This is a genomic window from Paenibacillus sp. PK1-4R (assembly GCF_030369595.1).
Taxonomy (GTDB): Bacteria; Bacillota; Bacilli; order Paenibacillales; family Paenibacillaceae; genus Paenibacillus.
This window is the reverse complement of sequence record NZ_CP126535.1, coordinates 1038819-1054412: the sequence shown is the minus strand read 5'-3', so window position 1 is coordinate 1054412 and position 15594 is coordinate 1038819. Positions and strand designations below refer to the sequence as shown.

At 46.8% G+C, this 15594-nt stretch carries 11 protein-coding genes; 3 read left to right on the top strand and 8 right to left on the bottom strand.

The window, feature by feature from the left end; genetic code table 11:
• Positions 1 to 20: 20 nt before the first annotated feature.
• Positions 21 to 2204 (bottom strand): nitrite reductase large subunit NirB, encoded by a 2184-nt coding sequence (gene nirB / locus QNO02_RS04415; RefSeq protein ID WP_289391212.1) that lies wholly within the window; start codon positions 2202 to 2204, stop codon positions 21 to 23.
• A gap of 425 nt (positions 2205 to 2629) precedes the next feature.
• On the opposite strand from nirB, the gene QNO02_RS04410 reads away from it, so the two are divergent.
• A complete protein-coding gene (locus QNO02_RS04410; protein WP_133386829.1) occupies positions 2630 to 3859 on the top strand; it encodes a nitrate/nitrite transporter in 1230 nt (409 codons plus the stop codon).
• A gap of 145 nt (positions 3860 to 4004) precedes the next feature.
• On the opposite strand, the gene fabF is transcribed toward QNO02_RS04410, so the two are convergent.
• Complete coding sequence (gene fabF / locus QNO02_RS04405) at positions 4005 to 5243, bottom strand: beta-ketoacyl-ACP synthase II (protein WP_289391211.1); 1239 nt, start codon at positions 5241 to 5243, stop codon at positions 4005 to 4007.
• Positions 5244 to 5381: 138 nt separating this feature from the next.
• Between fabF and QNO02_RS04400 the strand changes: the two genes are divergently transcribed.
• Positions 5382 to 6245, top strand: coding sequence for a helix-turn-helix transcriptional regulator (locus tag QNO02_RS04400; protein ID WP_289391210.1), 864 nt, complete (start codon positions 5382 to 5384; stop codon positions 6243 to 6245).
• 134 nt (positions 6246 to 6379) lie between these two features.
• Entirely contained in the window at positions 6380 to 7054 is a 675-nt protein-coding gene (locus QNO02_RS04395; RefSeq protein WP_091034665.1) for a response regulator transcription factor, read from the top strand.
• A gap of 20 nt (positions 7055 to 7074) precedes the next feature.
• On the opposite strand, the gene QNO02_RS04390 is transcribed toward QNO02_RS04395, so the two are convergent.
• From QNO02_RS04390 to QNO02_RS04365, 6 genes are all read right to left on the bottom strand, one after another.
• Positions 7075 to 10314 (bottom strand): hybrid sensor histidine kinase/response regulator, encoded by a 3240-nt coding sequence (locus QNO02_RS04390; protein ID WP_289391209.1) that lies wholly within the window; start codon positions 10312 to 10314, stop codon positions 7075 to 7077.
• A 179-nt stretch (positions 10315 to 10493) separates the two neighbouring features.
• Positions 10494 to 10799 (bottom strand): PAS domain-containing protein, encoded by a 306-nt coding sequence (locus QNO02_RS04385; RefSeq protein WP_036672654.1) that lies wholly within the window; start codon positions 10797 to 10799, stop codon positions 10494 to 10496.
• Between the two features lie 71 nt (positions 10800 to 10870).
• Positions 10871 to 12868: a methyl-accepting chemotaxis protein gene (locus QNO02_RS04380; RefSeq protein ID WP_091034673.1), complete on the bottom strand. Its 1998-nt coding sequence runs from the start codon at positions 12866 to 12868 to the stop codon at positions 10871 to 10873.
• 335 nt (positions 12869 to 13203) lie between these two features.
• Positions 13204 to 14046 (bottom strand): MetQ/NlpA family ABC transporter substrate-binding protein, encoded by an 843-nt coding sequence (locus QNO02_RS04375; protein ID WP_502921853.1) that lies wholly within the window; start codon positions 14044 to 14046, stop codon positions 13204 to 13206.
• Positions 14047 to 14109: 63 nt separating this feature from the next.
• The gene (locus tag QNO02_RS04370) at positions 14110 to 14781 is read right to left on the bottom strand and encodes a methionine ABC transporter permease (RefSeq protein WP_091034683.1); all 672 of its coding nucleotides are present in this window, start codon (positions 14779 to 14781) and stop codon (positions 14110 to 14112) included.
• Positions 14778 to 15587, bottom strand: coding sequence for a methionine ABC transporter ATP-binding protein (locus QNO02_RS04365; protein WP_091034685.1), 810 nt, complete (start codon positions 15585 to 15587; stop codon positions 14778 to 14780). Before QNO02_RS04365 ends, QNO02_RS04370 begins: the two co-directional genes overlap by 4 nt.
• Positions 15588 to 15594 lie beyond the last annotated feature (7 nt).

Genomic DNA, 15594 nt, shown 5'->3' with positions numbered 1-15594 from the left:
TTTCCATCCCCGCCTTTCATCTATATATCAGCTTGAAGTGTAGCTGCAAGTTCCTTCTGTAACTGGTCATCCAGCAGCGTTTCCCGAATCGTCATGAACCCCAAACGCTCCGTCCATGCCCATAACGGCTCATCATACCAGGCAGTTTGGCGATACCACTGAAGGCAGGCTGATGCGAGTGCTGCCGCTTGTATCTCTGTTTCAGCCACCCCGAGCAAGCCACCTTGCTTGACCGGATGTTCTGCGTGACCGCCTGCGTATATCTCCCATCCAGCCGGTGAAGCCAGCAAGCCGATATCCTGCACTAGTGCGCTCACCAATGACCCGGGTCCTGGTGCGACTCCCATATTCACCGGCGACGGCATCGCTGCGTCGATCCAACGCGCACGAAGTTGTGCAGCCAACCCCCTGGCATCTCTTGCATAGGATAACTGTGGAATACGATCATCCCAGCGCACCTGAATCTCTGAGTGCCCTTCGAGCTCATCATCTCTGGAAAGTTCAGCCTGATTTTCATTCCGTTCAACTATCCGATATTCCGTATTCATGATCTCTCTGTCATTAATCGATCGATTGGATACCTGTAAGTAATAATGAATTACGGGGCGACATACCGAGCAACCAAGCTCCGAACCCCAACCCAGCTTCTGCAAGATCAAAGATATGTCTGGTAGCACTGTCTCCAGAACAACGACGTCAGCCAGTATTTCCTTCAGTTCTGCATGCCCAAGATCCGTACAACTGCATACAGGCATTGGAGCAGGTTTATCCGGTGTGGCGACCACGCCAGTACCCCCGTTATTTTTCAGGTTATGCGTATGTTTCAATAGAGCAGCCACCATCGGGCGACAGCCACCGCATGAACCTGACGCCTTGGTCTGCTCCTTCACCTGATCTGCCGTTTCCAGACCCTGTTCCTGAATGGCCTTCATTATCGCAGCCTTGGTCACATTGTTGCAGGCACAGACAGTCTCCTGAGCCGATAATGCCGCAGCAGCCATCTCAGCAGGGTCTGGGGCGCCTTCACGCGGAGCCAATTCCGCCACACCTGCACCTCGTTGCACAAGTCCAAGCAATGCCGTTCCTTCGGTTGTATCTCCAAATAAAATGGCTCCACGCACTTTGCCAGCCTGCATCAGCACTTTTTTGTATGTGCCTTGAATGCCATCCAGATGTTGAATTGCGGTCTGCATGCCTTCCCCACTGATCTCACCCGCCGAAAAAACATCAACCCCCGATACCTTCAACTGTGAGTAGGGAATAGATCCTTTGTATTCAGGCGTTTCCTGTCCACAGAGCGTACGTGCGAGCACCTTCCCCTGTTCGTATAAGGGGGCCACCAGACCATAACTGATTCCCCTATGTTCGGCACATTCCCCGACTGCGTATATATCCGGTACACTGGTGCGCATGTAGTCATCTACAATGATTGCCCGATTCGTAGCGATTCCACTTCGTCTGGCCAGATCCACATTTGGCCGAATCCCTACAGCGACAATGACAACCTGAGCTTCAAGCTTGGAACCATCTGTGAATAGCAACCCCTGGGCCTGCGATCGCCCGGTAATTTTCTGCGTATTTTTGGTCAAAAGAAAAGACATGCCCTGCGCTTCAAGTTCCTGTTGAAGCATCGCGGCAGCCTTCTGATCCAACTGCCGGTTCATAATGTAAGGTGCGTTATGGACCACCACAGCTTCCATGCCCAGATGCAACAACCCGCGCGCAGCCTCCAGCCCAAGTAATCCGCCACCAATGACGGCGGCCTTGCGATATTTCTTGGAATAATCAGACATGCGCGTACAATCATCAATCGTTCGGAAGGACATGACCCGCTCTTTATCAATCCCCGGGATCGGTGGGATAAAAGGTGAAGACCCTGTCGCCAGAATCAGGACATCATAGGTTTCTTTTAGTCCGGATTCTGTCTCTATATATTTTCCTCGGGTATCAATTCGGCGCACCGTTTCACCTGCGCATAGCCGGATTTGATGCTCGGCATACCAGCTCCAATCATTGATTATGATATCCTGTAACGAATGCTCCCCCTGCAATACTTTCGATAACATGATCCGATTGTAGTTGGGACGGGGTTCATTGCCGTAGATGACAATCTCATACGTATCAGGCTCCAGTGCGATAATCTCTTCAACACACTTCACTCCAGCCATGCCATTCCCGATAATCACCAGTTTCCTTCTGCTCATGGGCTGCCCCCTATCTCTCTCACCTGAAAATAAACAGAAAAATCCCTTCTCCATAATTCGGAAAAGGGCACCGTTGCCTCCGGAATCCACACGCCTTTGTGTGGATTCATATTAGATTCAGATTAAGGGAATCTCAATCTAATGTCAACTAAATTAACATTAAAAGTGCGAATAACGATTAAAAAACGAATTATTTAAAATTACATGTAATTTTTGTTGACATATATATTTTCTCTTGATTATAATTTGAATCAAAATCACAGTGCTGTGATCAACTCAGATGCGGGAACACAATGACGTGTACCGCCTGTCGGCAACGGGGCCGCAAATCGTTCAGATCTGGACGAATTGCGGCCTTTTTCTGCCTCAACAAGCACATAGACAAATCACGAAGATCTCAATTGGATGAGGAGCGATGATGGATGATGGAGAGCAAAAGTTTTTGGAAAAGCGGGCATAAGCCCACCCTCTTCGGGGCGTTTATGTATTTTGACATCAGTTTTATGATATGGGGGATGCTTGGTCCGCTCGCAGTTGTCATAGCGTTGGATTATCCGATGACTCCGCTGGAAAAGGCCAATCTGGTCGCATTGCCTATTCTCGGCGGCTCCATCCTGCGCCTTGTGCTTGGCTTCATGTCTGATTATATTGGTCCGAAACTGACCGCACAGATCGGGATGCTCGTCACCTTAGTTCCTTTATTACTCGGCTGGTTATGGGTCGACTCTTTAAGCCAACTGTACGTGGTGGCACTCTTGCTGGGTGTCGCAGGCGCTTCCTTTGCTGCTGCGCTACCTCTGGCAGGACAATGGTATGGCAAGGAGCATCAGGGTCTGGCCATGGGTATTGCCGGGGCGGGTAACAGCGGAACCGTACTCGCGACGTTGTTTGCCAATCGCTTGGCTACGCATTTTGGCAGCTGGGAAGTTGTGTTCGGACTTGCTATTATACCAATCGCTATTGTATTCATCCTCTTTTCTATCTTTGCCAAGAATAGCCCTAACCGGCCTGAACCCAAGAAATTGTCCCAATATGGAAGTCTGCTTAAACAAAAAGATGCTTGGGTATTCTGTGCCTTCTATTGTGTAACCTTTGGCGGCTTCGTTGGATTATGTAACTATCTCACCATCTTCTTCAATACCCAGTACGGGCTCTCTCCTGTTCGTGCCGCAGACATTACCACATTCTGTGTAATCGCAGGCAGTTTCTTCCGACCTGTTGGGGGGTACTTGGCGGACAAAATTGGCGGAACCCGCATGCTGACTTTCCTGTACACAGGAGCCTGTATCATGTTGATCGGTGTATCCTTCATGCCACCACTTCCTGTGGTAGTAGTCATGTTGTTCCTCGGTATGATGTGTCTGGGAGCCGGAAATGGCTCCGTGTTCCAACTGGTTCCCCAACGTTTTGGCAATGAGATTGGCCTGATGACAGGTATTGTGGGTGCCGCTGGCGGATTGGGCGGGTATGCACTGCCGCTGATTCTCGGTCAACTGTATAGCAGCTATCAATCTTATACACCAGGTTTTGTCATTCTTAGCCTGATTGCAGCAGCTTCCCTGTTCCTGGTGCTCTTCATGCAATCCCGCTGGCGTGTAAGCTGGCTGAGCCGAGGTAACAAAGGCATGGCCGATTCGACATCCCTCTCTTCCTGAGGCGTACAACCACTCGGCCGTTAACCAAGGTACAGTGTTTACGAGTGATCCATAAGTAAGCAAAGAAACAGCGCAGCCCCATAAGGCAGCGCTGTTTCTTTGCTTACGGCTTTCTTTCTGCTTAAAGCTGCTTTTTCTTTTTGGCTTAAGAAGAATATTTTTGAAGAACAATAACCGCATTATGACCGCCAAAACCAAAGGAATTAGACATCCCAATCCGCAACTCTGCTTTTCTTGCCTCATTTGGTACATAATCCAGATCACATTCGGGGTCCTTCTGCTCCTGGTTTATGGTTGGAGGAATGATGCCATGCCGCAGACTTTGGATAAGTGAGATCGCCTCCGCACCACCAGCTGCACCAAGCATATGTCCCGTCATGGACTTATTCGCTGTGACCGGAATATCATAGGCACCTGTCCCAAAAAGTTGCTTAATCGCTCTCGTCTCAGAGAGGTCACCCGCCTCCGTACTGGTGGCATGAGCGTTAATCACATCAATGTCTTCAGGCTCAATCTGTGCTTCTTTCAGTGCTGCTTTCATCGCCAGATATGCCCCCCGTCCTTCCGGGTGGGTAGCTACCATATGATACGCATCTGAACTGGCACCATATCCAATCACTTCGGCAAGAATATTCGCCCCTCTTCCCAGTGCATGAGACAGTGATTCCACAACCAGAATTCCAGCGCCCTCCGCCATGACAAAACCGTCTCTTCCCGCATCAAATGGACGACTTGCTGTTTGGAAGGCTTCATTTCTTGTTGATAACGCTGTCGCATTACCAAAGCTTGCCAGCGACACTTCGGTTACAGCCGCTTCTGTCCCGCCAGCAATAATGACATCGGCTCCGCCATAACGAATTAACCGGAAAGCCTCTCCAATGGCGGTATTTCCAATGGAACAAGCTGTTACTGGTGATAATGTCGGTCCCCAGCAACCAAACCTCATACTGACCATAGCCGCAGCCATATTGGATATCATCATAGGTACCAGTGTTGGGCTGACTCGCGCAGGTCCCCGATCTGACAGGACCTTGCCTTGTTCCATCAATGTCTGGATTCCGCCTATGCCTGAACCAATATATACACCTACCCGTTCACGGTCCAGTTCATCCATCACAAGACCCGATTGCGATACAGCCTGATCCGCAGCAGCAACAGCAAATTGAACGAATCGATCCATACGCCTTGCTTCCTTGCGTCCAAAACGCTCTTCACCATCAAAGTCACGGACCACACCAGCGATTTTCGTTTTGTACGAAGCTGTATCAAAATGTTCTATATGCGATATCCCTGATCTACCCTCAATCAATCCGTTCCAGAATGTATCTACATCATTTCCCAGAGGAGAGATAACTCCCATTCCTGTAATCACGACTCGTTCCATGTCCATCCTCCTTCAGCCCTGTTGTCTACCTTACTCTTACGCTCTGCCACTAATAGTGCACTTTTGAATATCCTATTACAAGTTGTCAATTATAATAGTATAATGACTACCATGATAACGAGGATTGAAGGTGATGGATTGAACTACGATGTCAGGTTACAGGCATTGTCCACTTTTCTGAAAACACAGCGTTCCAAAATTTCTCCCGAATCGGTCGGTTTACCCACTGGAAGTCGGAGAAGAACGCCTGGGCTGAGGAGAGAAGAGGTTTCCCAACTGGCAGGAGTGAGTACAACATGGTATACCTGGCTTGAACAAGGTCGGGATATTCAGGTATCCCATTCCGTGTTGGATAACATTGCTTCAGCACTGAGGCTTACTGCAGATGAACGAAAGTATCTGTTTTCGCTCGCCATGGAGCATCATACAGAGCTGCCCACACTGGAAGAAGAACCGGTTCAACTTCACCCTTCCTTGCAGAAAATTTTGCAAGAACTTCATCACTGCCCTACCGTGATCTCGGATCGGCGTTGTTACATTGTCGGCTGGAATGATGCAGCCCGGCATGTTTTTATGGATTTTGAACAGATTGCCCCCGAACAGCGGAATATGATCAGTCTGTTATTTGATCGAAAGGAGTTTCGCAGGCTCGCGGTGAACTGGGAGGATTTTGTTAGCGGATTTCTGGCGATTTTTCGTGCTTACTATGGCCAGTATGTTGATGATGAATGGTATAATTTATTTCTGGATGACATGGTGAACAGACATCCCGATTTTCATACCCTTTGGAAACAAAGCAGTGTCAGCAGTGCCCCGGACGTATTAATCGAATTCAGGCATTCCAAAGCAGGCAAAATGTTGTTTGATCTGACTTCGTTGCAGGTTCAGGGCAGTTCCGATCTGCGTTGCAGTGTCTACACTCCTGCGCCAGAGAGCGCTACCGAGCGCAAACTGATGCGCCTGATCGAGCGTGAAGCTGATCCACATCTTGGCAAGCATTAAATCGGAGTCTCTCACCTTCTTGGAGTCATGTTAGTGTCTTGACATCTTCATGTTGCATGTTTTAAATATCAGGTATATTAAGTAATTCATGGATCTTAGTCCTTCTACAAGAAGGGGGTTCAGAAAGGAATATCATGACGAAAGTGCTTATCATAGAGGACGACAACATGTTAGGCGATACATTATCCTTGTATTTGCAAGGTGAAGGGTATGATGTTATTCGTGTCGATAACGCAAGAGATGGTCTTCTACAGCTTCAAGCGCGGCCTGATATCCTGCTTCTTGACTTGATGCTCCCTGATTCGGGTAATAAGAATCCTTGTTCTCTCATGCGCCAACATACGGCAATCCCCATTATTGTCATCTCTTCATTAACCGAGGTTTCTGAGCGGATTCGATCATTAACAGATGGGGCTGATGACTATGTATGTAAGCCTTTCAGCATGCAGGAGCTGAAGGCACGTATTGAGGCCGTATTGCGCCGCTACTCTATATTGAACAGCTCTGTTGTCACTGAACAGGAATCCGGAATATCTCTCGATCTGGCCCGAAGAACTGTTCTGTTGAATAACCAGCGCGTAGAGATGACGTTTTCCGAATTTGAGATCATGAAGCTGTTTATTCTCAATCCTGGCAAGGTCTACAGTAGGTATGCCCTGATTGAAGCAATTCGTGGTATTGATGCGTACATTAATGATCGCACCATCGATGTGCACATTACCAAGCTTCGCAAAAAAATTGAGGACAATCCAAAAAACCCCCAATACATTCAAACCATCTGGGGGGTCGGATATAAGTTCACACCTTAAAACCACACAGCTTCATTCGATCACCATGGCAGGGACTCGGTAATTTTATCAATTTCCTGTTGTACCTTCTCCAATGCCGAACGCAGATCCTCTTCTTTGAATAACGGACGGGACAAGAGCGATTCCAATTGGAGAACCGCACACATCAGGTCCACTGCATGCAGATTCGCAGCTACGCCTCGAAGAGAATGAACACTACGAATGACATCAGCAATCTGCTGTTGCTGAAGCTGAATCGCCAGTTTTTTCTGAAACGAGCCATACTCCATTCTGAATTTCGTGAGCGCATATTGCAGAATATGTGGCTTGCCGTCCATCTGTCTGATCGCCTTATCTGCATCAATTCCATTGATCTCCCTTATGCCTTTTAGATCAATCCATATTTCCAAAATGTCTGCGAGCTGTTGTTCATGTATAGGCTTAGTCAGGATGGCATTCATGCCTGCTTCAAGATATAATTCATGTTCGCTTTTTAAACCATTCGCTGTAAGCGCAATAATAGGTGTACGATCATATTTCCTCATCTTGCGAATGTGTCGCGCTGCATCAATTCCGTTCATAGCTGGCATATAGAGATCCATCAGAATCAGTTCCCATGTTTGTTCATCCAATTTCTTCAAAACCTCCGTGCCACTGTCTGCCAGCGTCACCTTGAATCCGGTATGTTCCAGCATGGCCCGAATGACCAGTTGATTGATTTCATGATCTTCAGCGATCAGAATGTGCCCTTTGGATTTAAGCAAATAAGATTCATCACCTTCTATCATCCGCTTTTTCTCCAATGGCCCTTCACCCTGAAGTGCAAGTAACACTTCGAACAATCCCAGACGTGTAATCGGTTTGATCATCATGAGATCCGGGCGAAAGGATCTCTCTTCACTCCACAGGGCATTTTCACTAAAGGCATGGGTATAACCCACCATTTGAAATTTGGTTCGGTTCAATCGCTTCATGAAACTTTCCCATAACGATCCGTTGACGGTGTCCTCTGCATCCATATCCATCATCATCAACATGGAACTTGCCCCATCTAAATGAGAGACACACCAATCACTTTCCATCATATGGTTCAACGAAGGATACAGCTTCGGCTTCATTCCGAATGAGTAGAGTATCTGCTTCAGATTTGCGCCCATCCGTTCATCTTCTTCAACGATAACCACCTCATCCGCACAATATAGAAGAGGGTATGTTTGCAGGAAGGAACTTTCTTCTTCCGAATCTGCAAGTTCAAATATCAAGTCGAATGAGAACAGACTGTACTCTCCCAGCACACTATCCACCCGCAAGTTCCCTCCCAAGGAGGTCACCAGAAGATAACAGATGACCAACCCAAGACCAGAACCACCATATGTTCGATACGTTGAAGGTTCCGCTTGAGTAAACGGGACAAAAAGCCGTTCCAATTGTTCAGGTGACATTCCGATTCCCGTATCCTCTACTTCAAAACGGATCTGAACTCGCTCCGCCTCCAATGAAAGCACCTCTGCCTGCAACGTTACATATCCATGCTCCGTAAATTTAATCGCATTACTGAGCAGATTCAATAACACCTGTTCAAGCCGGAACGGATCACCAATCACCGTTAACGGCAGATCGGGATCGGTTGTAAAGATCACTTCGATATCTTTGTGCCCGATGGCTACACCGATCTGATCTGCCACACGTTTGATCACATCCTCTGGTGAAAAAGAGACCTTCTCCAAAATCAGCTTACCTGCCTCAATTTTCGAAAAATCAAGAATATCATTTACGAGGGCAAGCAAGGTTTGGGAAGACGCGTTGATTTTACTCAAATAATCCTTTTGTTGTGGAGATAGATCTGTTCGTTGAAGCAACAACGAAAAGCTGATAATGCCGCTCAGGGGGGTACGAATCTCGTGGCTCATGAATGCGAGAAACTCACTCTTCGCCTGGCTTGCTTTGTCGGCCTTAACACGTCTATAGTGATCCGAAATGTCTCGAATGACTGCCTTAATTTTCTCACTCGAGTTTAATACTTTAACAGGGTATAGGTGAACCCGAACATGCTGCTCATGACCTTCTCCAACAATGAAACTCAGTTCCGTATCCTGTGCTATATTGTGATGTAAGGCTTTTTGGAAAACGAACAACCAGTTCTCCAGCTGCTCAATGAACAACAATTCTTCAAGCTGACGCCCAATCACTTCCTGCCTGCCGAGACCGAGAACATCCAGAAATTTCTGATTAACCGACACAATACTTCTATTGTTATCCAAACCGACAAACCAGTCTGCCGACACTCGCTCAAGTGTTCGATATCGCTCTTCACTTTCTTGAATCATTCGTTTAACTGCTCTGTGTTCCGTAATATCAAGTCCATATCCCACGACATATTTCACCACACCCTCTTCTCGCAGAGGGCGAACTTTCACCAGAGAATAGTAACCTTCATGCTCAATCTCGTAAAAAAAAGATTCCCCTTCCCATGCCCGGTTAAACTGCTTTCGCAGAAATTCTACCTTTTCCTGAGGTAAAATATCCAATGTGCCCAGTTTGTAATCTCGCTTCAGACTACTCATATCCAAGCCCAGTTGGGAGAGCATCTCTCCTTCAAGCACAAGATACTCGAATTTTCCGTTCTGTTTTCGGATTTTAAAAGTAAAACCCGGCTGCATACGAAGCATCTCCAGCATTTCCTGATCCCTCTGAATGACCAATCTCCTATATCGATGATTTTGGTTCAGATAATACAGGAATAATATAACGGACAGCAGGCAGATACATTGAAAAAGGAGAATCTGCCCCATCATTAGCAGAGAAGGGGAATGTGTCTTTAGTACAGAAAGTTCATACACAGTAATCACCAGCAACGCTCCGGACAACCACTTCTGCATAAATCCCCTGATATACTTAAAGATCAGACATATGGCTACAACAAATAACAACTCTGTCAACGCATACTGCCAGTTCTCCAACAAGGGATTACGCCCCATATTAATCCGAAACATCCACATGAATGCAAAAGTAACGAATGCAGAGCCAGTCCCACCAAAATAAGCGGCGAGTAGATACACACTGGCCCGGAAATTCAACAATGTACCATCCTCAAGCACAATAGAGAAATAATAGAGCGCCGTGCCCAACATGCTCAGCGTAATACCAATAATGATCCGAGTCGTGATGGATGTTGAACGGGTAGCATTTGTATGGTTCAGATAGTGATGAATTAGGAAAACAAAGATCAAAATTAGCGTGAAATTTAATACAAGATCGCGTAGCAAATGGTCACCGTCCACATTACGACTTCAGGATTTCATGCATTCAATGAATGTTGTAAGATTCATGGTCGCAGTTCCCCAGTACACAAATCATAGTATGCCGCACTCCCTTATTCAATTGACGATATTGACCATTTTTTTGAAAATAATTACTACTTTCAGCTAACATACCCTTATCACCAAACAACGATTTTTTTTCATGAAAATTCATCATTAAATATGCTGATATAAAAAAGAGAATCATCCAAATGAACCGATGTAATCGTAACTTGGGCTTCCCACACTTCCTGATCGGCCTTCATCAGTTTGGCTACGCCGGACCAGGTCTGATTTCCTCTCCAGTGGGTATCCATTAGCAATCGGGCAGGCTGACCTATGGTGCTCTCCCGTGAGAATCCTGTTTTGGTTACATAAACGGAATTCACATCCAGAATCACACCCTCCTCATCTGTAATCATGACCGCATCCGTTAGCAGTAAGAAGGCTTTGAGTTCCAGTTGCATGGTTGTCCACTCCCTCTAATGAAACATGATATGATGCTGTCGCTGTGTGATACTCTCTTCTACGATCCCGTTTAATACTTAAACTGTCTAATCAGGCGCTGCAGCTCTTCAGCCAGGGTAGACAAGCCACGAGCCGATGAAGAAATCTGCTCCATCGCTGCCAGTTGTTCCTCTGAGGAAGCGGCCACTTCTTCGGAAGTTGCGGCGTTGCCTGACGCAATGCCTGCCAACTCATTGGATACAGCAGATACTTCCTGTACACCTGCTGTGATCTCTTGCGACGTGGCAGCAATTTCTTCAATCTGAGGTGTCGTTTCCCGCATGCTATCCAGAATACGTTCAAACTTCCGAATCGCTTCTGTGGAGATGTCCATGCCCTCTCCAACCTCTGAAGTCACCTTCTCCATCATGCGAACGGAAGCAGCCATATCTTCCTGAACCGCCGTAGTCAGCACGGTGATTTCATTGACGGACTGCCCGGATTGCTCTGCCAACTTGCGAACCTCTGCTGCTACAACGGCGAATCCATTGCCATGTGTACCTGCACGAGCAGCTTCAATGGATGCGTTCAGCGCGAGCAGGTTTGTCTGTTTGGCTATATTTCCGATTAACTCCGTGATCGCTGAAATTTGGTGTGATCGTTCATATAACGCCTGAATCAATTGGTTTGTCTGTTCTACCGTCTCTTGAATCGATTGCATCTGACTCACCGTCTGTTTGACGGTGTTGCCACCTTCTTCTGCTTGTACAGTTGTATGTTTCGCCAAATCAGCGACATGTATGGAACGTTCGGCGATTCTTGTAATCCCAATCGTAATTTCATTCATGGCCTGATGGTTATGTTCAATACCTTCGGTCTGTTTCTCCGCACCACTCGCAATTTCCTGAATGGCTCGCGCTACCTGTTCACTGGCTGCGCTGGTTGATTCCGCACTCTGAGTCATTTCATCCGATGAGATGACTACCTGACTGGCGCTGTTCTCCACATTTTGAATCAGCACACGCAGATTGTGCTGCATTTTGCCAAAGGCATCACTCAGTTCACCAATCTCATCATGGCTTGTACTTGTTATGGTCTGGGTTAGATCCCCTTCACTCACCTGAATCGCCTGATCCTTCAACTGACGAATCGGTTTAACAATCGATCGCATCACCAGCCAGATGATCAAAATTCCGATGACAAGACAGGAAACGATCACCATAATTGTTCGATTCAGAATAGGCGCAGCCGCATCCTCTACTTCAGAAGAGAACATGGTACCTGCAACCTTCCATCCCGTGGATGCATTCGTGGCGTAATACATGACCTTATCAACCTGATCAAAGGTATAGTTGAAGTTACCGGATTCATTCGTATACACTTGTGTCCAAAAATCTTCTGTTGCATCTGTTCCAGGTTGCATCGTCGGATGATAGATATACTTTTCGCTGGCATCCAGCAGAATCAGATGTCCCTTTTCTCCTACTTTAATTCCGCTAACCAATTGACTAATGTCCGCCAGATTGAGATCCAATTGGACCACACCAGATTGGTCTTCCAGTGCCTTGGCGATGGTGATGGTGATCTCGTTTGTCTCGGCAGAAATATAAGGGTCTGTAACAATGACCTGCTCTGGATTTCCCATTGCTTCGGTATACCATGGTCTTACTCGGGGATCGTAATCCTTGGGCATCTCTGCATCAGAGGACATCAGATACACACCGGCTTCTGTGCCCACACCTATGGTGATGATATCTGTGTTCTGCGCAGCGTACCCCTTCAATTCGTTCACAACCCGAACCTCGGCATCATCTTGACGTAATTGCTCTGCAAGTGTATTCGCATAATATTCAATGTGATTCCGCTTGGCATTGATCGAAAGATCAATCGTTGCACTGGCAAGGTTCACGTTTTCCATCGCACTATGTAAAATTTGCTTCTCCACTTCATCTTTTGCACTGTTATACGATAAAACTCCAATACTGAACGATGGAATGGCCAGGAAAGCAATAAAGGACACGATCAACTTCGTCTTAAAGTTATTATGCATCTTGTTGAACCAATTCGATTTGCTATTTTTTTGGGACAAATTTCTCTACCTCTTCCAGATTAATTTTAGATTTACTTGATCTAACTCTTGTAAAGCTCTCATAGATTGTAAACCATCTTTTAAAAAAACTAGGTCTCACTTCTTGTAAAAAACACTTTTTACACTAAGAAACTCGAACAAATCTCTTAATTTATAATCCTAAAGAACTATTTTCAAACAAATTATACGAAAAAACTATTAAATAAAGTGTTCCGGGGATATGACCAAATTGTTAACTTTCTAAATACTTATTAATAAGCATGCAGATGACAAAAAAAAGATCCAAGCGTTATCGCTCAGATCTAAAGGTTATTTACATTGGACCAACGTATTCTCTATTTAAATGCCGGGATCGCAATATCTGCGTATTTCTCTTCGAAGAAAGCTTTGACCTCTGGACCCGCCATACGTTTAGCCAGCTTCTGGATCGCTTCGGAATCCTTATTATCCTCACGAGCAACCAGGGTAATCGCAAAATGGGAATCATCCTTCTCGGTTAACAGTGCATCCTTTTTCGGTGTAAGACCGAGCGGACTCGCATATGCAGGTGTCATGGCTACCAGATCAGCATCATCCATCATGCGAGCCAGCATCAACAAGTCCACTTCCTCAAACTTGAAGTTCTTTGTATTCTCGGTGATGTCTGCCTGTGTGGCGTTAAAACCTACGCCCTCTTTCAGCTTAATCAATCCGTTCTGCTCCAGCATCACAAGAGAGCGACCAATGTTGGAAGGATCGTTTGCAATTGCAATCGTTGCACCTTCTGGCAATTCCTCAATCGTTTTGTACTTTTTGGAGTAGCCGCCATAGATGGCATTATAGATAGGCTGTACAGCCACCAGATTGGCATTGTTCGCTTCATTATACTGAGTCATGTAAGGCACGTGTTGGAAGAAGTTTGCATCCACTTCCTTATTCGCGAGTGCCGTATTTGGTTGAACGTTATCCGACAACACAACAACTTCCAGGTTGACGCCATCTTCCTTCAAAAGTGGTTTAACAATATCCAGCACATCTGTCATCGGCGGAATCAACGTAGCTACTTTCAGCGTAACTTCTTGTGCAGCTTGTGTGTCTTCCTTCGTTCCTTCAGCCGCAGGTGTTTCTTCTTTTTTGCCACAAGCAGCTACAACCAGCATTACTGCAAGCAACATAAGCATCATCATTTTTGCTTTCATTTCATGTCTACCCCTCATCGTATAATCTGTATTGGTTATTCTTGATACTGCTCTGTCATCCGCTTAAGATCTGCGATCCAGCCAGTGGGACAGTCTGCTGCCTGTGAATTGGATCATCTGTACCAGGATAATCATAATGATGATCGTAAATACCATAATCTCCGTTTCGAAGCGCTGATAACCGTAGCGAATGGCAAAATCGCCAACCCCTCCGCCACCTACAATGCCCATCACCGTCGAGTAGGAGATGAAGCTAATTGTAGCTGTCGTGAGTCCCAGTACAAGGCCAGATCGTGCCTCCACGTACAAGAATTTCACCACAAGTTGCATCGTCGATGCCCCCATGGAAGCAGCAGCTTCAACTACTCCCCTCGGTACATCCAGCAACGCTTGTTCCACCAGTCTGGCGTAGTAGGCAATCGCAATAACCGAGAGTGGCACGGTTGCCGCCAGCGTACCTATGGACGTTCCCACGACAATCCGTGTGAATGGAATCATGAATACAACCAGCAGTAAGAACGGAAACGAACGAACGATGTTGACAACACTGCCGAGTACAAAGGACAGCGTTTGATTCTGATACCGTTGTCCTCTTCGGAATAAGTACAGCAGTGTACCAAGAGGTAACCCGATCAGAACAGCTGCCGCAATGGAGATGCCCACCATGACAAAAGTCTCTCCGATCGCCTGCCATATCTCATGCTGATACTTCAGCACAGACTCAGGTAACTTCATGACTTGTCCTCCTGTTCTGCCTGACGGAACAAAGACGAACCTGCCATCCCGTATTCGTCACCTGCAAGCAAGGAGGTCAGCAGATCAGGCTGCGGAGCAGGGATACTGCTCACTTCCGCTTTAGACAACGTACGAACGAGCCGCCCATCCTTCATGACGGATATCCTGTGACATAGTCTGCGAGCCACTTCCATCTCATGCGTCACTACAACAATGGTCACGCCCAGCGTTTCATTGATATGACGTAGCACATCCAGGATACCGTTCGTGGTCTGTGGATCAAGCGAAGAGGTCGGTTCATCACAGAGCAGCACATCCGGACGACTGGCCAGCGCTCGTGCAATCGCCACACGCTGCTTCTGTCCTCCGCTAAGCTGAGCAGGATATTGATCTGCCTTGTCTTCCAGTCCAACAAACCGCAGTACCTCAAGTCCACGTTTAACTCGCTGCGCACGAGATACACCCGCCAGTTCCAATGGCATGCAGACATTGCCACTCACCGTTCGATTACTGACCAGATTGAAGTGTTGAAAGATCATGCCAATGGATCTTCTTGCCTGACGCAGACTCTGTTCATTCATCTGAGTCAGGTGCTGCCCATTCACAACAACCTCACCATCATCCGGCTTTTCCAAACCATTGAGCATCCGCAGAAGCGTGGATTTGCCTGCGCCACTCGAACCTATGATGCCATGTATTTCGCCTTGTCCCACTTCGAGGGACACCGAGCTTAATGCTTCGAATCCCTGATCTGCACGGGAACCGCGCTCGTTATAACGTTTGCTTACACCATATAATGAGATCATGGAGAGT